This window comes from Ruegeria sp. BHSC223 (assembly GCF_059613025.1).
Genome location: NZ_JBXWRR010000001.1, coordinates 206750 through 226964 on the forward strand (window position 1 = coordinate 206750; position 20215 = coordinate 226964).

18 protein-coding genes and 2 tRNA genes are annotated in these 20215 nt (G+C 64.2%); 9 read left to right on the forward strand and 11 right to left on the reverse strand.

Translation table 11 applies throughout. The features are described from left to right. The first annotated feature begins 75 nt into the window (after positions 1-75). Entirely contained in the window at positions 76-1695 is a 1620-nt protein-coding gene (gene dmdB / locus AC2FNY_RS01020) for a 3-methylmercaptopropionyl-CoA ligase (protein WP_234145598.1), read from the forward strand. Positions 1696-2243: 548 nt separating this feature from the next. Here the strand turns inward: dmdB and AC2FNY_RS01025 are convergent. Then, positions 2244-2318, reverse strand: a tRNA-Asn gene (locus AC2FNY_RS01025). A gap of 77 nt (positions 2319-2395) precedes the next feature. After that, entirely contained in the window at positions 2396-3313 is a 918-nt protein-coding gene (locus AC2FNY_RS01030) for an MBL fold metallo-hydrolase (RefSeq protein ID WP_234215626.1), read from the reverse strand. Positions 3314-3354: 41 nt separating this feature from the next. Here AC2FNY_RS01030 and AC2FNY_RS01035 point away from each other — a divergent pair, with 41 nt between their 5' ends. Beyond that, positions 3355-4680 carry an ATP-binding protein gene (locus AC2FNY_RS01035; RefSeq protein ID WP_496801364.1) on the forward strand — a complete coding sequence of 442 codons (1326 nt, stop codon included), beginning with the start codon at positions 3355-3357 and terminating at the stop codon, positions 4678-4680. Positions 4681-4700: 20 nt separating this feature from the next. Here AC2FNY_RS01035 and AC2FNY_RS01040 read toward each other — a convergent pair. Beyond that, positions 4701-4776 (reverse strand) — tRNA-Ile (locus AC2FNY_RS01040). Between the two features lie 106 nt (positions 4777-4882). Between AC2FNY_RS01040 and purM the strand changes: the two genes are divergently transcribed. The 3 genes from purM to rnd all read left to right on the forward strand — a co-directional run bounded on the left by purM (position 4883) and on the right by rnd (position 7800). Continuing rightward, a complete protein-coding gene (gene purM / locus AC2FNY_RS01045) occupies positions 4883-5929 on the forward strand; it encodes a phosphoribosylformylglycinamidine cyclo-ligase (protein ID WP_496801365.1) in 1047 nt (348 codons plus the stop codon). Further along, positions 5926-6522 carry a phosphoribosylglycinamide formyltransferase gene (gene purN / locus AC2FNY_RS01050; RefSeq protein WP_496801366.1) on the forward strand — a complete coding sequence of 199 codons (597 nt, stop codon included), beginning with the start codon at positions 5926-5928 and terminating at the stop codon, positions 6520-6522. Before purM ends, purN begins: the two co-directional genes overlap by 4 nt. 120 nt (positions 6523-6642) lie before the next feature. After that, positions 6643-7800, forward strand: coding sequence for a ribonuclease D (gene rnd / locus AC2FNY_RS01055; protein WP_234136830.1), 1158 nt, complete (start codon positions 6643-6645; stop codon positions 7798-7800). A gap of 56 nt (positions 7801-7856) precedes the next feature. Here the strand turns inward: rnd and AC2FNY_RS01060 are convergent, their stop codons facing one another. After that, positions 7857-8381: a hypothetical protein gene (locus AC2FNY_RS01060; RefSeq protein WP_234170218.1), complete on the reverse strand. Its 525-nt coding sequence runs from the start codon at positions 8379-8381 to the stop codon at positions 7857-7859. A gap of 145 nt (positions 8382-8526) precedes the next feature. On the opposite strand from AC2FNY_RS01060, the gene AC2FNY_RS01065 reads away from it, so the two are divergent. Further along, the gene (locus AC2FNY_RS01065) at positions 8527-8937 is read left to right on the forward strand and encodes a SufE family protein (protein WP_234136828.1); all 411 of its coding nucleotides are present in this window, start codon (positions 8527-8529) and stop codon (positions 8935-8937) included. Between the two features lie 6 nt (positions 8938-8943). On the opposite strand, the gene AC2FNY_RS01070 is transcribed toward AC2FNY_RS01065, so the two are convergent. Further along, positions 8944-9654 carry a helix-turn-helix transcriptional regulator gene (locus AC2FNY_RS01070; protein ID WP_234136827.1) on the reverse strand — a complete coding sequence of 237 codons (711 nt, stop codon included), beginning with the start codon at positions 9652-9654 and terminating at the stop codon, positions 8944-8946. Between the two features lie 94 nt (positions 9655-9748). On the opposite strand from AC2FNY_RS01070, the gene AC2FNY_RS01075 reads away from it, so the two are divergent. After that, positions 9749-10378 carry a glutathione S-transferase family protein gene (locus AC2FNY_RS01075; protein WP_238903852.1) on the forward strand — a complete coding sequence of 210 codons (630 nt, stop codon included), beginning with the start codon at positions 9749-9751 and terminating at the stop codon, positions 10376-10378. Between the two features lie 17 nt (positions 10379-10395). Here AC2FNY_RS01075 and AC2FNY_RS01080 read toward each other — a convergent pair whose 3' ends face one another. The 3 genes from AC2FNY_RS01080 to AC2FNY_RS01090 all read right to left on the reverse strand — a co-directional run bounded on the left by AC2FNY_RS01080 (position 10396) and on the right by AC2FNY_RS01090 (position 13063). Beyond that, positions 10396-11061 (reverse strand): DUF1638 domain-containing protein, encoded by a 666-nt coding sequence (locus AC2FNY_RS01080; protein ID WP_496801367.1) that lies wholly within the window; start codon positions 11059-11061, stop codon positions 10396-10398. Positions 11062-11146: 85 nt separating this feature from the next. Further along, a complete protein-coding gene (locus tag AC2FNY_RS01085) occupies positions 11147-12187 on the reverse strand; it encodes a Hint domain-containing protein (protein ID WP_234162600.1) in 1041 nt (346 codons plus the stop codon). A 177-nt stretch (positions 12188-12364) separates the two neighbouring features. Further along, positions 12365-13063: a cobalamin B12-binding domain-containing protein gene (locus AC2FNY_RS01090; protein ID WP_234136823.1), complete on the reverse strand. Its 699-nt coding sequence runs from the start codon at positions 13061-13063 to the stop codon at positions 12365-12367. A gap of 268 nt (positions 13064-13331) precedes the next feature. Here AC2FNY_RS01090 and AC2FNY_RS01095 point away from each other — a divergent pair, with 268 nt between their 5' ends. Continuing rightward, a complete protein-coding gene (locus AC2FNY_RS01095; protein ID WP_496801368.1) occupies positions 13332-14420 on the forward strand; it encodes a PA0069 family radical SAM protein in 1089 nt (362 codons plus the stop codon). A 108-nt stretch (positions 14421-14528) separates the two neighbouring features. Here the strand turns inward: AC2FNY_RS01095 and AC2FNY_RS01100 are convergent, their stop codons facing one another. Beyond that, complete coding sequence (locus AC2FNY_RS01100; RefSeq protein WP_234136820.1) at positions 14529-15824, reverse strand: citrate synthase; 1296 nt, start codon at positions 15822-15824, stop codon at positions 14529-14531. Positions 15825-15947: 123 nt separating this feature from the next. After that, a complete protein-coding gene (gltX, locus tag AC2FNY_RS01105) occupies positions 15948-17354 on the reverse strand; it encodes a glutamate--tRNA ligase (RefSeq protein WP_496801369.1) in 1407 nt (468 codons plus the stop codon). Between the two features lie 81 nt (positions 17355-17435). Here gltX and AC2FNY_RS01110 point away from each other — a divergent pair, with 81 nt between their 5' ends. Next, positions 17436-19478, forward strand: coding sequence for a ComEC/Rec2 family competence protein (locus AC2FNY_RS01110; protein ID WP_496801370.1), 2043 nt, complete (start codon positions 17436-17438; stop codon positions 19476-19478). Here AC2FNY_RS01110 and lexA read toward each other — a convergent pair. Next, the gene (lexA, locus tag AC2FNY_RS01115) at positions 19472-20167 is read right to left on the reverse strand and encodes a transcriptional repressor LexA (RefSeq protein ID WP_234136817.1); all 696 of its coding nucleotides are present in this window, start codon (positions 20165-20167) and stop codon (positions 19472-19474) included. The genes AC2FNY_RS01110 and lexA overlap by 7 nt on opposite strands. Between the last annotated feature and the right edge of the window lie 48 nt (positions 20168-20215).

Genomic DNA, 20215 nt, shown 5'->3' on the forward strand with positions numbered 1-20215 from the left:
GCGGCCACGAAGAGGAGACAAGTGACACCGCGCAGGGCGCGGCCGTCACCCGAAGAACAGGGAAGGAACCCAAGAATGCTGGGACAGATGATGTATCAGCCGCTGCTGATCTCGTCGCTGATCGACCATGCGGCGCGTTATCACGGCGAGGCGCCGATCTGGTCGGTCAGTACCGAAGGCGGGGTCGAGGAGACCAATTGGGCCGGGATCGCGGCCAATGCCCGTTGTCTCGGCTCGGCCCTGACCGGGGCCGGCCTTGCGCCACAGTCACGGGTGGCGACTCTCGCCTGGAACAACCGGCGGCATCTGGAGATCTATTACGGCGTGTCCGGCGCCGGCTTCGTGCTGCACACGATCAACCCGCGCCTGTTCCCCGAACAGCTGGTCTATATCCTCAACCATGCCGAGGATCGCATCCTGTTCTTCGATGCCACCTTTCTGCCGCTGGTCGAGGGGATTCGCCCGCATCTGACCACCGTCGAACGGCTGATCCTGATGGGGCCGCGCGACGAGGCAGCGGCGGCACGGATCGAGGGGCTGGAATTCTACGACGAGTTTGTCGCCACGGGCGATGCGGGTTTTGAATGGCCCGATCTGGACGAGCGCACGGCCTCGAGCCTGTGCTACACATCCGGGACCACGGGCAACCCCAAGGGGGTGCTCTATTCTCACCGTTCCACCGTGCTCCACAGTTTCGGGTCGAACACCCGCGATTGCATCGGCTTTTCGGCGCGCGACGTGGTGATGCCGGTGGTACCGATGTTCCATGTCAACGCCTGGGGCACGCCCTATGCCTGTGCGATGTCGGGCTCTTGCATGGTGCTGCCGGGGCCGGACCTGCATGGCGAGGCGCTGGTGGGTCTGATCGACCAATATGGCGTGACCATCGCGCTGGGTGTGCCGACCATCTGGCAGGGGTTGCTGACGACCGCCCGTGCCAAGGGCAGCAAGTTGGAGAGCCTAACACGCACGGTGATCGGCGGCGCGGCCTGTCCGCCCTCGATGATCGCCGAATTCCGCGACCGTTACGGCGTCGACACCGTGCATGCCTGGGGCATGTCCGAGATGAGCCCGCTGGGCACCACCAACCAGCCATTGGCGAAACATGCGGGGCTGCCGGTCGAGGCACAGCACAAGCTGCGTGAGAACCAGGGCCGTCCGCCCTATGGGGTCGAGCTGAAGATCGTCGATGACGACGGCAACCAGTTGCCCAATGACGGCCAGACCCAGGGCGACCTGATGGTGCGGGGCCATTGGGTGTTGGACAGTTATTTCCAGTTGCAGGACCAGCCGATCCTGTCGGATGGCTGGTTCGCCACCGGTGATGTGGCTACGCTGGACCGCGACGGATACATGACGATCCGGGACCGGTCCAAGGATATCATCAAGTCGGGCGGGGAATGGATCAGCTCTGTCGAGCTGGAGAATATCGCCGTGGCGCATCCGAAACTGGCCACCGCCGCGGTGATTGGCGTTCCGCATCCGAAATGGGACGAACGCCCGCTTCTGGTGGCGGTGAGCGCCGAGGGAGAGACGCCCGACGAGGCGGAGCTGCTGGCCTTCTTCGACGGCAAGATTGCCAAATGGCAGGTACCCGACCGTGTCGTCTTTGTGGACGCGCTGCCACTGAATGCTACCGGCAAGGTGCTGAAACGGACCCTTCGCGAACAGTTCAGGGATGTTCTGACCGGCTGAGCCGGGCGGAACCGGAAATCGGGGATTTCCGGCCCGGAAAACACATGTTTTCCGGGCTCTCCTTGTCTGTCGTCTGAGTTTCTCGGAAAGATGAGGTGGTTTCGTAGCGGAGGCTCTGGTTGGTTTCTGTCGGAGCCTATGCGGCAGCGGATTGGTGCTTTGTTTTGGCGTTTTCCGTTTGTCTGTGTTCTTTCGTCTCTTCTCAACTGCAGGATCCGCGCGCTGCGACCGTGGTAGACGTCGACAGCGGACGAGTTGTCAGGTGGGCGCTGACGCAAGACACCGCTTGATTAATATGCCCCGCTTCCAGGTCATGTTGATAAAACGCGCGGCGAACGGTGGATCGATGAAATGCCGATGAACCGAGGAAGCTCTCTGCGGTTTTATCGTAATTGTTGGTGCGCGACTGCCGTTTATCAGAGTGTTGAAGAGGCGCCCCCGGTGAACCACTTTTGTCAACAGGACCTAAACGGTCTCTGAACGAAAAAAACAACCCCTTCGCAACAAGCAAAAAAGCCCTCAAGTCTTTGAGACTTAAGGGCTTTTCATGGCTCCGGCGGTAGGGATCGAACCTACGACCAATTGATTAACAGTCAACTGCTCTACCGCTGAGCTACGCCGGAACGGTTCGCGCCGTATAGCAATCCCGATTCACATCGTCCAGAGGGCGAAAAGAAAATTCGCAGAATTTTCTCGAGGCTCAGGATAGTCGTTGAAACCGCGCCACAACCGAGAGTTTCTCCTCGGGCGCGACCCGGTTACGGCCAGTCAGATCGACCAGATGGGCGAACACGTTTCGTGTGGCGGCGGGCAGCAGCGCAGCGGGCGTTTCTGTGTAGATGCGCCGCGCCAGCGCCTCGGCCGTGGCGGGGCCATCAGCCAACGCTACCAGAATCGCCTCCTCGCGCCCCATCCGGTGCCCGATCAGCCAGTCGAGCCGCGCTCCGGGCGCGCTCACCGGTGCGCCGTGGCCCGGATGGAACAGCCTCCAGTCGCGGGCGCGCAGGTTGCGGCAGGCGGTCATGAAATCGGTCAGGTCGCCATCGGGGGGCGAGACCAGCGAACTGGCCCAGCCCATCACGTGATCGGCGGTAAAACACACATCCTGCCAGGCCAGCGCGATATGGTTGCCCAGATGCCCCGGTGTGTGGATTACCTCCAGCTGCCAGCCATCGCCCTCGATTCGCGCTCCATCGGCGACCGTGTGATCGGGCAGAAATCCGGTGTCGATACCCTCGCCACCCCCCGCCAGCCCCTGCGCTGCCAGATCGCGCATCACCGCGCTGCGCCCGGCCTCGGGCCCGCCAAAGGCCAGAACCGGCGCGCCGGTGCGCTTGGCCAGCGGACGGGCCAGAGGCGAGTGGTCCAGATGGGTATGGGTCACGACGATATGACTTATGCTCTCGCCCGGGCCAAGCGCGGCCAGAATCGCCTCCAGATGCGCCTCGCTCAGGGGGCCGGGGTCGATCACCGCCAGCTCTCTTGTGCCCACCAGATAGGTATTGGTGCCGCGATAGGTCATCGGCGAGGGGTTAGGCGCCACGATCCGCCGTATCCCGGGCTCCAACTCGATGGGGGTGCCGATGGGCGGGTCGAAATCGTCGGGCGGCTGGGTCATCTGTCTCTTTTTCTCGCTCTGGCACCGGGGTAGGTTTAGCCATGACATTCCGCTGGCTCAAACACTATATGCCGCGCAGCCTCTATGCCCGGGCGGCCATCATCATCGTCGTGCCGGTGGTGGCGGTGCAGATCGTGGTTTCGGTGGTCTTTCTGCAACGGCATCTGGAGGATGTGACCACCCAGATGACGCTGACCGCCGTGCGCGAGATCGAACTGATCATGGGCCAGGTCGCCGGCACCGAAACCCAGGCCCAGGTTCAGGCGCGGCTGCGGCCAGCTCTCGACGCCTTGCAGGTCAGTCTGCGATTCGTGAATGACGGCGACGTGCCCTCAGACGATCTGCGACCCTGGTATGACTATACCGGCCGACAGGTAGAACACGTTCTGCGCAGCAGGGTGCAGGATGTGATCGCGGTGGAACTGCCCGATACCCGGGTGGTGCGGCTCTATCTGGGCAGCGCGCTGGGTCCGGTCGAGCTGATCTTCGACCGCCGCCGCATGTCGCCCGCCGCGCCGCACCAGCTGATCGTGACGATGGTGGCCTTTGGTCTGTTGATGACCGTGATTGCCTTTCTCTACATGCGCAACCAGCTCAGGCCGGTCAAACGGCTGGCCGATGCGGCGCAGGCTTTTGGCCGGGGGCATACGGTTCCCTATTACCCCTCGGGCGCCATCGAGGTACGGGCAGCCGGCAGCGCCTTTCTGGACATGCGCGCGCGGATCGAACGGCAGATCGAACAGCGCACCCTGATGCTCTCGGGGGTCAGCCACGATCTGCGCACACCGCTGACCCGGTTGAAACTGGGACTGGCGATGATCGACGAAGAGGATGCCGCGCCCATGTTGCAGGACGTGGCCGAGATGCAGCAGATGCTGGACGCGTTCCTCGATTTTTCGCGTGGAGTGTCTGAAAGCACACCCGAAAAGGTCGATCCGGTCGCCTTGCTGATGCAGGTGGTGGAGGATGCCCGTCGCGCCGACCGCAATGTCGCGCTGGTGGCCTGCGAGGTGCCCGAGGGCGATACCGTCACCCTGCGGCCCACAGCGATCCGCCGCGCGGTCGAGAATCTGATTGCCAACGCCGTTCGCTATGGAACCAGGGTCGAGGTCAGTCTGGCGGTGACGCCAAAGTTCCTGCGCATCCGGGTCGAGGATGACGGCCCCGGTATTCCCGCCGACAAGCGCGCCGAGGCGGTGAAACCGTTCCAGCGGCTGGATGCGTCGCGTAACCAGAACCAGGGCGGCGGCGTGGGCCTGGGCCTTGCCATCGTTGCCGATATTGCCCGCGCCCATGGCGGCGCGCTCCGGCTGGGTGACAGTGAACGGTTGGGGGGCCTCTGCGCCGATATCGTGATCGGACGCTGACCCGACGAATGCGGAGAATATGGTAGGCCCGGCAGGATTTGAACCCGCAACCAAAGCGTTATGAGCGCTCTGCTCTAACCGTTGAGCTACAGGCCCGCCATGGGCCATGCCTAACACGATCCGCACCCGCGTCAAGCCTGACCGTTGCATGCAAGGGCGCAATGCACTAACTCCGCGCGCAAGCAATCGTGAGGATGAACCGATGACAGCGGGCAAGAACGGTATGACCTATGCCGAGGCGGGTGTGGATATCGACGCGGGCAACGCCCTGGTCGACCGGATCAAGCCGGCCGCCAAGCGCACCAATCGCCCCGGCGTGGCCAGCGGGTTGGGGGGCTTTGGTGCGCTCTTCGACCTCAAGGCGGCGGGGTATCAGGATCCGGTCCTGGTGGCCGCGACCGATGGGGTCGGAACCAAGCTGCGCATCGCGATCGACACCGGGCTGGTCGACGGCGTCGGCATCGACCTGGTTGCCATGTGCGTCAACGATCTGGTTTGCCAAGGCGCCGAGCCCTTGTTTTTCCTTGACTATTTCGCGACTGGCAAGCTTGAAACCGAAACCGCCGCCCGCATCATCGAAGGCATTGCCGAGGGCTGCGTTCAGTCCGGCTGCGCCCTGATCGGCGGCGAAACGGCTGAAATGCCCGGCATGTATCCGGCAGGCGATTTCGATCTGGCGGGGTTTGCCGTCGGCGCGATGGAGCGCGGCACCGCGCTGCCCGAAGGCGTGGCAGAGGGTGACGTGCTGCTGGGTCTCGCCTCGAACGGGGTGCATTCCAACGGCTATTCGCTGGTGCGCAAACTGGTAGAAATCTCGGGCAATACCTGGGAATCGGACTGCCCCTTTGGCCCCGGCAAGCTGGGTGAGGCGCTGCTGGCGCCGACCCGGCTTTATGTGACCCAGGTTCTGTCGGCAATCCGCGCCGGTGGCGTACATGCGCTGGCCCATATCACCGGCGGTGGCCTGACCGAGAACCTGCCGCGTGTCCTGCCCGAGGGCATGGGCGCCAGCATCGACCTCGACACCTGGGATCTGCCGCCGGTGTTCCGTTGGATGGCCGAGACCGGCGGCATCGCCGAGGGTGAAATGCTCAAGACCTTCAACTGCGGTATCGGCATGATCGTGGTCTGTGCCGCCGACCGGGCCAAGGCGCTGACCGAGCTGCTGAGGGCCGAGGGCGAAACTGTCGCCCGCATCGGCACCGTCACCCCCACGCCCGGCATTGCCTACACGGGCAAGCTGCTGTGAGCCCAAAGCGCGTCGCGATCCTGATCTCGGGCGGCGGGTCGAACATGGTCACGCTGGTCGACAGCATGACCGGCGACCATCCCGCGCGGCCCTGTCTGGTGCTGTCCAATGACGCAAACGCGGGCGGGCTGGCCAAGGCCGCTGCGCGCGGCGTGGCCACCGCAGTGGTCGATCACCGCCCCTATGGCAAGGACCGCGCCGCGTTCGAGGCCGAACTGATCAAGCCGATCCTCGACGCGGGGGCCGATATCGTCTGCCTTGCTGGTTTCATGCGGGTGCTGACCGCCGGTTTCACCGACCGCTTTCAGGGTCGGATGCTGAACATTCACCCCTCGCTGCTGCCCAAGTACAAGGGGCTGCATACCCATGCCCGTGCGCTGGCCGCGGGTGAAACCGAACATGGCTGCACGGTGCACGAGGTGACGTCCGAGCTGGATGACGGCCCGATCCTGGGTCAGGCCCGTGTCTCGATCGAACCGGATGACACAGCGGAAACGCTTGCCGCCCGTGTGCTGACCTGGGAACACAAACTCTATCCCGCGGTCCTGCGCCGCTTTGCCGGTGGCGACCGCCGCCCTGTCTGGCTGCCCTGACGCAGGGACGGGCGTTCCATAGGGGGTTTGCAGAGCAGGGGTGTTGGCCCTAAGGTGAGCGAAACCGACCCGTTCCGGGGGCACGGTCGGAACCAAGGAAAAGAACAAGATAAAAACCGTATGAAGACCCTGACAACCACTCAAGAACTGGCCGCGTTCTGTACGGCGGCCGCCAGCCAACCTTATGTGACCGTCGATACCGAGTTTCTTCGGGAACGGACCTATTACTCGAAACTCTGCCTGATTCAGCTGGCCTATCCCGGTGACGGCGACGACTGCGCCGTTCTGGTCGATCCGCTGGCCGAGGGGCTGGAGCTGGAACCGCTTTACACGCTGTTCCGCGATACCTCGGTGGTCAAGGTGTTCCATGCCGCCCGGCAGGATCTCGAGATTTTCTGGGTGGATGCGGGGGTGTTTCCCGAACCGCTGTTCGACACCCAGGTCGCGGCCATGGTCTGTGGCTTTGGCGAGCAGGTCGGATACGAAACGCTGGTACGCAAGATCTGTCGGCAGGGGCTGGACAAGACCTCGCGCTTTACCGACTGGTCGCGCCGTCCGCTGACAGATGCGCAGAAAACCTATGCCCTGGCCGATGTCACCCATCTGCGCCAGATCTATGAACATCTGGCCGCTGATCTGGCCAAGACCGGGCGCAGCCACTGGGTTGCCGAGGAATTGCGCACGCTGACCGACCCGGCAACCTATGACATTCGCCCCGAAGAGGCCTGGCGCCGCATCAAGACCCGCACCAACTCGGGCAAGTTCCTGGCGGTGGTGCGCGAACTGGCGCAGTTCCGCGAAAGCTATGCCCAGGACAACAACGTGCCACGCAACCGGGTGTTCAAGGATGACGCGCTGATCGAGCTGGCCTCGACCAAGCCGCGCACCCATGCCGATCTGGGTGGTTCGCGGCTCTTGTTGCGCGAGGCACGCAAGGGGGCGATCGCCGACGGTATTCTGGCGGCCGTGGGGCGCGGGATCGACTGCCCGCCCGAGCGGATGCCCAAGGTGAAGAACGGGCGCGAGAACCTGCAGGTGAACCCGGCGCTGGCCGATCTGTTGCGGGTGCTGCTGAAGGCCAAGACCGAGAATGTGGGCGTTGCCGCCAAGCTGATCGCCAACAGCGCCGAGCTGGACCTGATTGCGGCCGGTGAACGCGACGTGCCGTCGCTGACCGGTTGGCGGCTGGAAGTGTTTGGCGCCGATGCGCTGCGGTTGTGCCAAGGCGAGATCGCGCTGGCCGCCAAGGGACAGAATGTCGAGGTGGTGTCGCTGTAACGCCAGCGCCGCCCTTATCCGAACAATCGCTCTGCCCGAGACGCCGCCGCCGGGCCTTAGCGGCGCCGGGTTTCCAGAGCACCTTCCTTCGCCTCGACCCGGATCACCTTGATCCCGGCCAGATCCTGACGCGACACGCTGACCGCCTCGCGGATGGTGCGGGTCTGGACCGGACCCTGTGGTGTCGCGTCCTCGGGATAGACCACACGGAACGCATAGGCGAGGATGCCGGCCTCGGTATTCTCGGGCGTCACGATCGGGCGCAGTTCGGTATTGAACGCGCCCTGGCGATTGGCAACGCCGACGACCGAAATGATGGCCCCCGTGGTGGTGGGCTCGACTTTCAGCTCGGTCACCTGTGTGATCAGGATGCTGCGATCCTCGGGGTCGGGGCGTGCAAAAAGCCCCTTGCCGGAGCTTTTGGGGATCAGCGGGTTGACGTCCTCGGTCGCGGCGGCCTCGACCGGTGCCGGGGTCGAGGGGCCGAACCAGTTCGACGGATTGACCCGCGAGTCGCGCCAGCCGCCACAGGCCGTCAGCACCGATCCGGCGGTCACGAGAGCAATCAGTGGTTTCAGCATGGGGTGCCCCGCAAGTCCTTGGTGTTTTCCTGTCTATCGGTTAGCGCATCGCGGCACGCTTGAAAAGCCATGGCAGGTCTGGACAGCGGGTCGGACGGGGCTTAGGTCACTGCTGACCCGCATATGACCTGAGCAGGAGCGAGACATGGCCAGCCCCGCCTTTGAGGAGATTGTCGAGGATTTCGAGTTTCTCGACGATTGGGAAGACCGCTATCGCCATGTGATCGAGCAGGGCAAGGCGATGGACCCGCTGGATGAGGCGCTGAAAGTGCCCGCGACGCGGGTGCATGGCTGTGCCAGCCAGGTCTGGCTGCATCCGGTGATCGAGGATGGCGTGTTCCGCTTTGACGGGGACAGCGATGCGATGATCGTACGCGGGCTGATCGCGGTCTTGCGCGCGCTCTACAACGGGGTGCCGGTGGCCGAGGTGGCGCGGATCGATGCGCGCGCCGAGCTGGCCCGGCTGGGGTTGAACGACCATCTGTCTGCGCAGCGCTCGAACGGGCTGCGATCCATGATCGAGCGGATTCGCGAAACGGCTGCTGCCGCCGCCTGATCCGCGTCACGCAGGGTCGGGCAGGCAGGCCCGGTCCCGTTCGCGGAGTTTTTCGAGAAAGTCCCGCAACAGCGTCACCCGGCGCGGGCGAAAGCTTTCGCCGGTCTTTTGATAGCCTTCGATACGCGTGACGTGAAAGCTGCGAAAATCCTGTCGCTTGCAGCACCAGGCCAGCAGCATCACGCTGCGGTCATGATAGGACAGCGCCAGCGGATAGATACGTCGCCGGGTCCGGTCCTGTTTCAGATCGCGATAGCCGATGTCCAGCGCCTCTTCAGCCCACATTGCCTCGCGCAGCAGGGTCATGTCGATGGTGGGTGTCGCGGGGGTGATCAGGCGTTGCACCAAGTTGACCGCGTGCATGGCCTGACGTTGCTGGCGTTCGGGCAGGGTGGCCAGGATCTTGACCAGCGCGTCGCTCGCGGCCTGGGCCAGGTCGCTGTCTCCGCGCTGGGTCACATCGGCAAGCCCCAGTGTCAGCGCCTCGATCTCGATCTGGGTAAAGGTCTGCGGGGGCAGGGCGGGGTCCTCGACCATGGTATAGCCAAGCCCCGCCGCGCCCTCGATCCGGGCACCGGCCGCGCGCAGACTGTCGATGTCGCGATAGATCGTCCGCTCGGACACCTCCATCGCGGCGGCCAGCCGCGCGGCGGTCACCGGCGGGCGCAATCCCCGGATCAGGTGCAGCAGTCGGAACAGGCGGTCGGTCTTGGGCATGGCAGAGTATGGCCGGAAACATCCTGACAGGAACTGGCAAGAGGGTACGGGCACATGGGGGCATCATCAACCCGACATGTCAAAGGTCAAAAACATGCCAACGCTCTACTACTCGCCAAATACCCGTGCCTCGCGCGTGATCGCACAGCTGATGCTGATGGGAAAACTGGATCAGGTCGAGGTGGTCACTGTCGAGGTTCCGCGCTTTGACGGCAGCGGGCGACGCGACCCGCGCAATCCCCACCCCGAGGGCAAGGTTCCCTTTCTGGTCACCGATGACGGTGAAGAGGTGCGCGAAAGCGCGGCCATCATGATGTATCTGGACGAACTGTTCGGCCAGCCCCTGAGCCCCGCCATCGGCGCGCCGGGGCGCGGGGCCTACCTGAGCTGGATGGCTTACTCGGGCGGGGTGCTGGAGCCGGTTCTGGTGGCCGCCTTTTCCGGGCTGGATCACCCGGCGCTGACCGAGACCTTTCGCGGCATGGATGAGGTCTGCGCCGTGCTGGAGAGGGGGGTGAAGGATCGGCCGTTCCTGCTGGGCGACACGGTGAGTGTCGCGGATATCCTGCTGGCCTCGCCCTTTCAGTGGGCGCCGCACCTGATGCCTGACACTCCGGCGATCAAGGCCTGGGTCGAGCGCGTCGGCAACAGCCTGGATGGCGCGGCAATCGCCGCTTATGAGGCAAGCGCCATGGCACGTCTGGACACGCTGAAAGAGGCCTGAGCAAGGAGCGCGCGGCGCTAGTCGCTGCGCGCGACACCGCCCGCCCAATCGGCAAGCGTTGTTTCCAGATCGCCATAGCCCGTGAAACGACGCTCGAATGCAAGGCCTAGCCGTTCGGCGCAGGCGCGCGCCTTTTCGGTCAGGACCGGATCGTCGGTCTGGGCCTGATAGACCAGCTTGGTGTAATTGCCGAACATCATCGGGATTAGGTCCGGGTGGCGGTCGAACCCCATTGGTTTCCATACAAACGCGTCGAATTGCCGGACCAGGAAATCTGTCAGGTAAAAGGCGGTGATCTCGTCTTGCGAGACTTCGGCGAAGCGCGCGTTGCCTTCGAAGAAGGAATAGCAATGCGGCCCCTTGACCATCTCGACCCCCAGCCGCGCGCAGGCGGCCTCGAGCAGGCCGCCGGTGCCGCAATCGGCATAGACCACAAAAATCTGCTGATACGTGTCGCGGTGTCGCGCCACTGCCTCCTCGACCGCGGCGGTGATCCGTTCGGGATAGACATGCAGGATGGCGGGCAGGCAGGTCAGGTCCATATGGGTCCAGCCGTTGCGGTCGCGCAGCGCCAGGATCTCGCGGGCCAGCGCACCGCAGGCGATCAGCAGGATACGTGCGTCGCCGCTGCTCAGGCTGAGCCCGCTGCGGGTCAGTTGGGCGTCATCGGGGAGCATGGTCATGTCGGGACCGCCTTGTGCCGGTTGGTGTCAGGACAGAATGCCCAGTCCGGACCCGCAAAGGCAAGCGCGCTGGCGACGGGTGGTGTCAGGCGACCGACAGCAGCGCCTCGTGCTTGCGGATGGTGGGGCGGGCCAACGGTCCATAGGCGATCATGCCGTTTGCGGCCAGTTCGGGAAACAGCGCCAGGATTTCATCGCGCGCCTCTTTTTCAAGGCCAGTCCATCCCATCTGTCCGGGGTGGAAGCTTTCGGTCGGACACCCTTCGGCCCAGATGATTTCATGCCGGTCGAACAACAGGTGGATATAGGTAACCTCGCTTCCGGGGGCAAACCTGATGTCGCGATTGTTGACCAGATGCTTGGCGGCCACCAATGCCTGAGAATGACCGGTGACCAGCTCGGCCCGCCAACCCTGGATCAGCATCCGGTGCTGGGGCGATACGATCAGGTCGCGGCGATTGTCCAGCGCCCCGGCGCAGATCAGGACCGGCGCAAAGGCCCCGGTGGCGCGCACAGTGGTGCGCCCGATCCAGCGCAGCGGCTGGTTGCCATTGTCCAGCGTACGAATCTTGTCGCCCGCTTGTAGCTCCTCGATCAGGCGTGGCCCCTTGGGGGTTTCGATCATGGTGCCGGGGGTGAAACAGGTGACCAGCTGCCAGTCTTGCCGGTTAGCGGTCAGGCCCGAGAAATTGGCACCGCCCCCGGTCAGCCCGTCAAGCGTCAGCGACTGAATGATTCCCGCCTCAAGCGAAGATTGATCGGCATTGTCCGCAAATTCCGGCACCAGATAGGTATTGCCGTTCACGTCCTGGGCCAGCACCGCGGTAATGGTTGCCGTGCTGCCATCGGTATAGGTGATGGTGGCGTCATAGATGGCTGTGCCGTCAAAGGTTTGCGCCGGGCCGCCATCTACCGAGAATTGATCGGCCGGGCTGTTGTCCATGTCGAAGATACTGCCGGGATTGCCTACTGCGCTCCAGGTCACGGCGCTGTCGACCAGCGGGTTGGCAATCGTGCCAAAGGTCAAGCCAACCAAGGCACCGGCATTTTCGGCAGAATTGTTACCCTCGAACGTGTCGATATCGGCCAGATTACCGAGGAACAACGCTGTGAATGTTGTTGGCATGGGGCACCTGTCAGCAGCTTTGGGGCACTGACGAAAATTAGGCTCTGATGGTGGCCAAAGTCAGGGGGAATGTTGGCGGTTGTGTGACACTGGCATATTTCAGCCACCCCAAGAGGTGATCGCAAACAAAAAAGACCGCCCCGGAGGGCGGCCTTTGAACATTGCAAGTATGGCGGCTCAGCCGACCATGCGGTTATGCTTGCGACCGACGAAATCCTTGGCGGTTTCCACCGCAACGGCGGCATCGCGGCAATAGGCGTCGGCACCGATCGCCTTGCCGAATTCCTCGTTCAGCGGTGCGCCGCCGACCAGAACGATGTAGTCGTCGCGCTTGCCCTGTTCGACCAGCGTGTCGATCACCACCTTCATATAGGGCATGGTGGTGGTCAGCAGGGCGGACATGCCCAGAATGTCGGGCTGCTCGTTTTCAAGCGCTTCCAGATAGTTCTCGACCGGGTTGTTGATGCCAAGGTCGACCACCTCGAAACCGGCGCCTTCCATCATCATCGACACAAGGTTCTTGCCGATGTCGTGAATGTCGCCCTTGACGGTGCCGATCACCATCTTGCCCACGCGCGGTGCGCCGGTTTCGGCCAGCAGCGGTTTCAGGATGGCCATGCCGCCCTTCATCGCGTTGGCGGCCAGCAGCACTTCGGGAACGAAGAGGATACCGTCGCGGAAGTCGGCGCCGACGATGGTCATGCCGCCCACCAGAGCCTTGGTCAGAACGTCATAGGGCGCCCAGCCGCGTTCGATCAGGATGTTGACGCTTTCTTCGATCTCTTCCTTGAGACCGTCGTAGAGGTCGTCGAACATCTGCTGGACAAGTTCTTCGTCGTCGAGTTCCGACAGGATGATGTCTTCTTCTTCCGACATGGCGCAATTCCTCAATCTTGGGCGGGGCGGGCCCCGGGGGTGCCGTTTTTTTCCTTTTTGCCCGAAGGTCACTTTTCGACTGCGTTGATTGCGACATGGGCGGTGTTGCAACCGACCTATAGGATGAAAAATGCCCGAATGATAATGAGTATTGCGCAGCTAGATCATCAATGTCCTGCATATACCTGTTGCCGGACAGGTCGCTTGCGACCAGATCGGCGGCATCTTTTGCCTTGCTGGATGTTCGCCGAATGTTCTAGTTTTGGGCATGCAGACTCACCCCGTACCCCCCTTGATTTCGGCCCGGCCCGTCGGGCGTGGCGCGCGCAGCAACGATGCGGGCCGGTTCGAACCGCTGGATCGCGTGGCCGAACCTGATGGTTGGGATCGGGAGGAGGATCTGCCGCCGCTCAGGACCCAGGTCTCGGTTGAAACCGCGCGTAGCCTGATCAGCTATAACCGCTCGCCCGATCTGCCCTTTGATCGCTCGATCAACCCCTATCGGGGGTGTGAACATGGGTGTTCCTATTGTTTCGCGCGGCCCAGCCACGCCTATCTGGGCCTGTCGCCGGGGCTGGATTTCGAAACCCGGCTGGTGGCCCGGCCCAACGCGGCCGAAGTGCTGCGCGCCGAGTTGAGCGCGCGCCGCTACAAGGTGGCGCCCATCGCCATCGGCACCAATACCGACCCTTATCAGCCGCTGGAAAAGACACATGCGATCACCCGTGGCTGTTTGCAGGTGCTGGATGCGTTCAATCATCCGGTTGCCATCGTCACGCGCGGGGCGCTGATCGAACGCGATCTGGACATTCTGGCGCCGATGGCGGCGCGTGGGCTGGTGCGGGTGGGGATCTCGCTCACGACGCTGGATGCGGGGCTGGCCCGCCGGATGGAGCCGCGCGCGCCATCACCTGCGCGGCGTCTGGCGATGATCCGGGCGCTCAGCGGGGCAGGGGTGCCGGTGCGGGTGATGACCTCGCCGCTGATTCCCGGCCTGACCGATCACGAGCTTGAGGCGCTGCTCGCTGCCGGGGCCGAGGCGGGCGCCGATACCGCCAGCTGGATCATGCTGCGGCTGCCGCGCGAGGTGTCGCCGCTGTGGCAGGAGTGGCTGGCCGAACACGCGCCCGCCCGCGCGGCCAAGGTGATGGCCCGCCTGCGCGAGATGCATGGCGGGCGCGACTATGACCCGCGCTGGGGTCACCGGATGCGGGGCGAGGGCGAGTATGCCCAGATGATCGCGAAACGGTTCCGCGCCGCCTGCAAACGCATCGGGCTGGCGCAAGAGGCGCCAGCCCTGAGATGCGATCTGTTCCGGGTGCCCCCGCAGCCCGGCGATCAGCTGAGCCTGTTCTGAGCGGAACGGCATGAGCGGAACGGCATGTGCTGAACGAGAAAGGGGACCAAGAAAAACCCCGGCAGAACACTCTACCGGGGTTGAACAGGTCGGCTCCGACAGATCGGATCAGCGGTCTTCGATATCCACATAGTCGCGCGCGGTCGAGCCGAGGTACAGCTGACGTGGGCGGCCGATCTTGTGCTGCGGGTCGGCCAGCTGCTCTTTCCACTGGCTGACCCAGCCCACGGTCCGCGACACGGCGAAGATGGGCGTGAACATCGAGGTGGGGAAGCCCATCGCCTCGAGGATGATACCCGAATAGAAATCGACATTCGGGAACAGCTTTTTCTCGGCGAAATAGTCGTCGGCCAGCGCCGCGCGTTCCAGTTCCTTGGCGGTGGCCAGGATCGGGTTGTTTTCCACGCCCAGCAGATCCAGCACCTCGTCGGCGGACTGTTTCATCACCGTCGCGCGCGGGTCGAAGTTCTTGTAGACCCGGTGGCCAAAGCCCATCAGGCGGAACGGGTCGTTCTTGTCCTTGGCGCGGGCGATATATTCGGGGATGCGGTCGGGCGAGCCGATCTCCTTCAGCATCTCCAGACAGGCCTGGTTGGCGCCGCCATGGGCCGGGCCCCAGAGGCAGGCGATACCGGCGGCGATACAGGCAAACGGGTTCGCGCCCGAGGACGACGCCAGACGAACGGTCGAGGTCGAGGCGTTCTGCTCGTGATCGGCATGCAGGGTGAAAATCCGGTCCATGGCGCGGGCCAGGATCGGGTCGACATGGTAATGCTCGGCCGGCACGGCAAAGCACATTTGCAGGAAGTTGGCCGCGTAATCCAGATCGTTGCGCGGATACATGAACGGTTGACCGATCGAATACTTGTACGCCATCGCCGCGATGGTCGGCATCTTGGCGATCAGGCGGTGGCTGGCGATCTCGCGCTGATGCGGGTCGGCGATATCGGTCGAGTCGTGGTAGAAGGCCGACATCGCGCCGACCACGCCCACCATGGTTGCCATAGGATGCGCATCCCGGCGGAAGCCGCGGAAGAAATAGTGCATCTGCTCATGGATCATTGTGTGGCGGGTGATCGTAGTCTCGAACTTCTCCAGATCGGCTGCTGTCGGCAGTTCACCGTATAGCAGCAGATAGCAGACCTCGAGGTAATGCGATTTTGCCGCCAGCTGGTCGATTGGATAGCCCCGGTGCAGCAGCTCGCCCAGTTCGCCGTCGATATAGGTGATGGTGCTGTCGCAACTGGCGGTCGAGGTGAAACCGGGATCATAGGTGAACACGCCCGCCTGGCCATAGAGTTTGCGGATGTCGATCACATCCGGGCCTGTCGAGGGCGAAAGGATTGGCAAATCGTAGGATTGGCCGTTCAGGCTGAGCGTGGCGGTTTTCTTGTCTTCAGTCATCGATTTCCCTTCCTCATGGCAGGCACGGACACGGGCGGAGTCCCACGCATCGCATGCGTCAGGGCCTGCGCACAGCCGCGCAAGCCCAGGTCTTAACCGCGCAACATTGCCTGATCGTGAATGTCAGGCTGCGTTCGCCGCGTCCCGGAGACGGGCCAGACTTTCGTCCCGGCCCAGCACCAGCATCATGTCGAATACCGAAGGCGACACGGCCCGTCCGGCAAGCGCGGCCCGAAGGGGCGCGGCAAGCTTGCCGAACTTGGTTCCATGCGCCTCGGCAAAAGCGTTCAACGCTTCTTCCAGACACTCTCTCGTCCAGCTAGCATTTTGCAACTGCGGCGTCAATTCTGTCAGTATACCATCGGATACACTGGCCAGGGCCGCCGCTGCCTTCTCATCTGGCTCGATCGGGCGAGTGGCGAGGATAAATGAAGCCTTTTCAAGAAGTTCAGGGAAGGTACGTGCCCGGTCCTTGAGGCAATACATCGCACGTTCCAGATCACTGGATTGTGTGTCGGTAAGAGCTGGAAGATCTGCTGCCGCAAGATAGGCCTGAATCTCTTGCTGCAACGCAGCGTCATCTGAGGCGGCAATGTGCTGACCGCTCAGATTTTCCAGCTTTTTCAGGTCGAACCGGGCAGGGGATTTGCCGATTCCATCCAGATCGAACCATTCGCGCGCCTGCGCGTCGGTAAAGAACTCGTCGTCGCCATGGCTCCAGCCCAGCCGCGCCAGATAATTGCGCATGCCTGCGGCGGGATAGCCCATGGCCTGGTATTCCTGCGCCCCCAGGGCGCCGTGGCGCTTGGACAGTTTCTTGCCGTCGGGGCCGTGGATCAGCGGGATATGAGCCCAGACCGGAACGTCCCAGCCCATCGCCTGATAGATCATCATCTGGCGGGCGGCGTTGTTCAGATGGTCGTCGCCCCGGATCACATGGGTCACCCCCATGTCGTGGTCATCCACCACCACCGCCAGCATATAGACCGGTGTCCCGTCCGAGCGCAGCAGCACCATGTCGTCAAGCTGGTCGTTGCGGATGGTCACATCGCCCTGCACCCGGTCGCGGATCACGGTTTCGCCGCTCTCGGGCGCCTTGATCCGGATCACATAAGGTCGGTCGGGATGGGTCGCTGGATCGGCGTCGCGCCAGGGGCTGCGGAACAGGGTCGAGCGTTTCTCGGCCTGGGCGGCCTCGCGAAAGGTCTGGATCTCGTCCTGCGTCGAGAAGCACTTATAGGCCTTGCCCTGGGCCAGCAGCTCCAGCGCCACCTCGGCATGGCGCGGCGCGCGCTCGAACTGGCTGATCACCTCGCCGTCATGGTCCAGCCCCAGCCAGGCCATGCCCTGAAGGATCGCCGCCGTCGCCTCGGGGGTTGAGCGCGCCCGGTCGGTATCTTCGATCCGGAGCAGGAACTTGCCCCCGCGCCCCCGCGCGTAAAGCCAGTTGAACAGCGCCGTGCGGGCGCCGCCGATATGCAGGAAACCGGTGGGAGAAGGGGCAAAGCGGGTGACGACCTGATCCGGCATAAGGGCAATTTACCTTTTGGTAACCGTGTGGGGGCTAGGGTTCTGCGGTCTGTCTAACGAGCCGGACGAGTGGGAGCAAGCATGCGCGTTCTGCCACGGATCGAGGCCGCGCTGCTGGCGCAGCGGGGTTATCTGTTTCCCTGGGTGCCGGTCTGTCTGGCGCTGGGGATCGGCGGCTATTTCCTGCTGCGCGTCGAACCTGGCCTGATCCACTATGCTCTGATCGCCGGGATTGGCCTGTTGCAAGGCCTCTGGGCGCTGCTCCGTCCCGGTGCCTGGTCGCCGCTGGGCTGGGCGCTGGCGCTGATCGCGGCGGGGTTTGTTCTGGCGGGTGCGCGCGCGCATCAGGTCGCCGCCCCGGTGATCGAAGGGCGCTACTATGGTCCGGTCGAGGGCAGGGTGGTCGCGCTGGACCGGTCCGCCTCGGACAAGCTGAGGGTGACGCTGGATCAGGTGCGGCTGGATCGCTGGATGCCGGCAGGGTCGCCGCGCCATGTGCGTATCTCGCTGCACGGCGACGAGCGTGTGCCTGAACCCGGCAGCCGGATCATGACCACCGCGCATCTGTCACCACCGCAGGGGCCGGTCGAGCCGGGCGGGTTCGATTTCCGCCGCCATGCCTGGTTTCAGGGTCTGGGCGCCATCGGCTATACCCGCGTTCCGGTGCTGCTGGCGCGTCCGCCTCACCGGGCCGAGCGTGACATGAGCGTGTTCGCCCTGCGCATGGCGGCCTCGGTTCATATCCGCGAGCAACTGCCGGGCGATGTGGGCGGCTTTGCTGCCGCTGTCACCACCGGCGACCGTAGCGGCGTGAGCCAGGGCGCGCTTGATTCGCTGCGGGCCAGCAATCTGGCGCATCTTCTGGCGATCTCGGGCCTGCATATGGGGCTGCTCGCGGGGTTTGTCTTTACCGCGCTGCGGGTGGCACTTTCGCTGATCCCGCCTTTGGCGCTGCGCCTGCCGGTGCGCAAGCTGGCCGCGCTTGGCGCTTTGACAGTGGCAGCGGGCTATCTGGCGCTGTCGGGCGGCAATGTGGCGACCCAGCGTGCCTTTGTGATGGTGGCGGTGATGCTCTGCGCCATTCTGGTCGACCGGCGGGCGCTGTCGATGCGGGCGGTGGCAATGGCCGCGCTGATCGTGCTGGTCCTGCGGCCCGAGGCGTTGCTGGGCCCGGGCTTTCAGATGAGCTTTGCCGCCACTGTGGCGCTGGTCGCCGTGTTCGGCTGGCTGCGCGAGGCCGAGATCGGGTTGGGGCCGCGCTGGCTGAATCCGGTGGTGGGGGTGGTGATTTCCTCGGCGGTGGCGGGGCTGGCGACGGCGCCGATCGGGGCTGCGCATTTCAATACGCTGGCCCATTACGGGCTGGTGGCCAATCTGCTCTCGGTGCCGCTGATGGGGCTGGTGGTGATCCCGGCGGCGGTGCTGGCGCTGGTGCTGGCGCCGCTCGGGCTCGACTGGATCGGGCTCGAGGTGATGGGGCTGGGCCTGCGCTGGATCCTGGGCGTGGCCGATTGGGTTGCGGGGCTGGAGGGCGCGCGCGGCTACGTGATGCGGCCCGATTGGGTGGTGTTGCCGATATTGTCGCTGGGCGCGCTCTGGCTGGTGCTGTGGCGCGGGCGGGCACGGCTGGCGGGCGTGCCGGCGATGGCGGCGGCCTTCTGGCTCTGGTCCGGGGCAGAGCGGCCCGGCGTGCTGATCGCCGATACCGGTGGGCTGGTGGGGGTGATGACCGACACGGGCCGCGCGCTGAGCAAGCCGCGCGGGGCGGGCTTCATCGCCGGGGTATGGCTGGAAAACGATGGCGACGGCGCCGACCAGATGGCGGCGGCGGCGCGCTGGCCAGGAGAGGATATGCTGCGCAAGATACGTGTCGGCGAGGTCGAGATCGTGCATGTGACCGGCAAGCGCGCGGCGCGGGGGGTGCGCGGCTGTGACGGGACGCAACTGATCGTCTCGGCCGTCCCGCTTGCGGTGAGCGGACCATGCGAGGTCTATGACCCAAAGCGGCTGGCCCTGACCGGCGCGCTCAGCATCGGACCAGAGGGAATGGAAAGCGCCGCACGCCTGGCTGGGCGGCGCCTGTGGAACGACGCCGCGCATCGGACCGCAAACGCGGATCAGTAGGTGCGGATCAAACCGACCAGCCGGCCCTGTACCCGCACACGCTCCGAAGGCAGCACGCGGGTCTCATAAGCCGGGTTCGCCGCCTCGAGCGCAATACTGGCGCCACGGCGGTAGAAGCGTTTCAGCGTTGCCTCGCTGTCATCGACCAGCGCCACCACGATATCGCCATTGTCGGCGGTCGAGGTCTCGCGGATCACCACCACGTCGCCATCGTTGATCCCGGCCTCGATCATCGAATCGCCCTTGACCTCGAGCGCGTAATGTTCGCCCTGGCCGACCATGCTGCCGGGGACCGCCACCTGATGCGAGACCTGGCTGATCGCCTCGATCGGCACACCGGCGGCGATGCGGCCCATCACCGGCAGTTCCAGCGCGTGGATGGTCACCGGTTCGGCATTGGCGGGTCGGGGCCGGTCGGGCCGGTCGCCGTCGATCACGCGGGGCTGAAAGCCCACCGTGGGTTCTCCACCAAGGCTTTCAGGCAATTTCACGATCTCGATGGCGCGGGCGCGGTGGGCGAGACGGCGGATGAATCCACGCTCCTCCAGTGCGGTGATCAGCCGGTGAATGCCCGATTTCGAGCGCAAATCCAGCGCCAGCTTCATTTCGTCGAAACTGGGCGGCACGCCATCCGCTTGCAGTCTTTTGTGAATGAATTCCAGCAGATCGAGTTGCTTCTTTGTCAGCATTCCCCATACCTCTCCGGTCACGCGTTTACATTTGTTCTACGCATGTTC

Bases quoted from the DNA above. Each gene is read 5' to 3' on its own strand.
- dmdB (WP_234145598.1), top strand. From the start codon at position 76: ATGCTGGGACAGATGATGTATCAGCCGCTGCTGATCTCGTCGCTGATC.
- AC2FNY_RS01030 (WP_234215626.1), bottom strand. From the start codon at position 3,313: ATGACCCAGCCGCCCGACGATTTCGACCCGCCCATCGGCACCCCCATC.
- AC2FNY_RS01035 (WP_496801364.1), top strand. From the start codon at position 3,355: ATGACATTCCGCTGGCTCAAACACTATATGCCGCGCAGCCTCTATGCC.
- purM (WP_496801365.1), top strand. From the start codon at position 4,883: ATGACAGCGGGCAAGAACGGTATGACCTATGCCGAGGCGGGTGTGGAT.
- rnd (WP_234136830.1), top strand. From the start codon at position 6,643: ATGAAGACCCTGACAACCACTCAAGAACTGGCCGCGTTCTGTACGGCG.
- AC2FNY_RS01060 (WP_234170218.1), bottom strand. From the start codon at position 8,381: ATGCTGAAACCACTGATTGCTCTCGTGACCGCCGGATCGGTGCTGACG.
- AC2FNY_RS01065 (WP_234136828.1), top strand. From the start codon at position 8,527: ATGGCCAGCCCCGCCTTTGAGGAGATTGTCGAGGATTTCGAGTTTCTC.
- AC2FNY_RS01070 (WP_234136827.1), bottom strand. From the start codon at position 9,654: ATGCCCAAGACCGACCGCCTGTTCCGACTGCTGCACCTGATCCGGGGA.
- AC2FNY_RS01075 (WP_238903852.1), top strand. From the start codon at position 9,749: ATGCCAACGCTCTACTACTCGCCAAATACCCGTGCCTCGCGCGTGATC.
- AC2FNY_RS01080 (WP_496801367.1), bottom strand. From the start codon at position 11,061: ATGACCATGCTCCCCGATGACGCCCAACTGACCCGCAGCGGGCTCAGC.
- AC2FNY_RS01085 (WP_234162600.1), bottom strand. From the start codon at position 12,187: ATGCCAACAACATTCACAGCGTTGTTCCTCGGTAATCTGGCCGATATC.
- AC2FNY_RS01090 (WP_234136823.1), bottom strand. From the start codon at position 13,063: ATGTCGGAAGAAGAAGACATCATCCTGTCGGAACTCGACGACGAAGAA.
- AC2FNY_RS01095 (WP_496801368.1), top strand. From the start codon at position 13,332: ATGCAGACTCACCCCGTACCCCCCTTGATTTCGGCCCGGCCCGTCGGG.
- AC2FNY_RS01100 (WP_234136820.1), bottom strand. From the start codon at position 15,824: ATGACTGAAGACAAGAAAACCGCCACGCTCAGCCTGAACGGCCAATCC.
- gltX (WP_496801369.1), bottom strand. From the start codon at position 17,354: ATGCCGGATCAGGTCGTCACCCGCTTTGCCCCTTCTCCCACCGGTTTC.
- AC2FNY_RS01110 (WP_496801370.1), top strand. From the start codon at position 17,436: ATGCGCGTTCTGCCACGGATCGAGGCCGCGCTGCTGGCGCAGCGGGGT.
- lexA (WP_234136817.1), bottom strand. From the start codon at position 20,167: ATGCTGACAAAGAAGCAACTCGATCTGCTGGAATTCATTCACAAAAGA.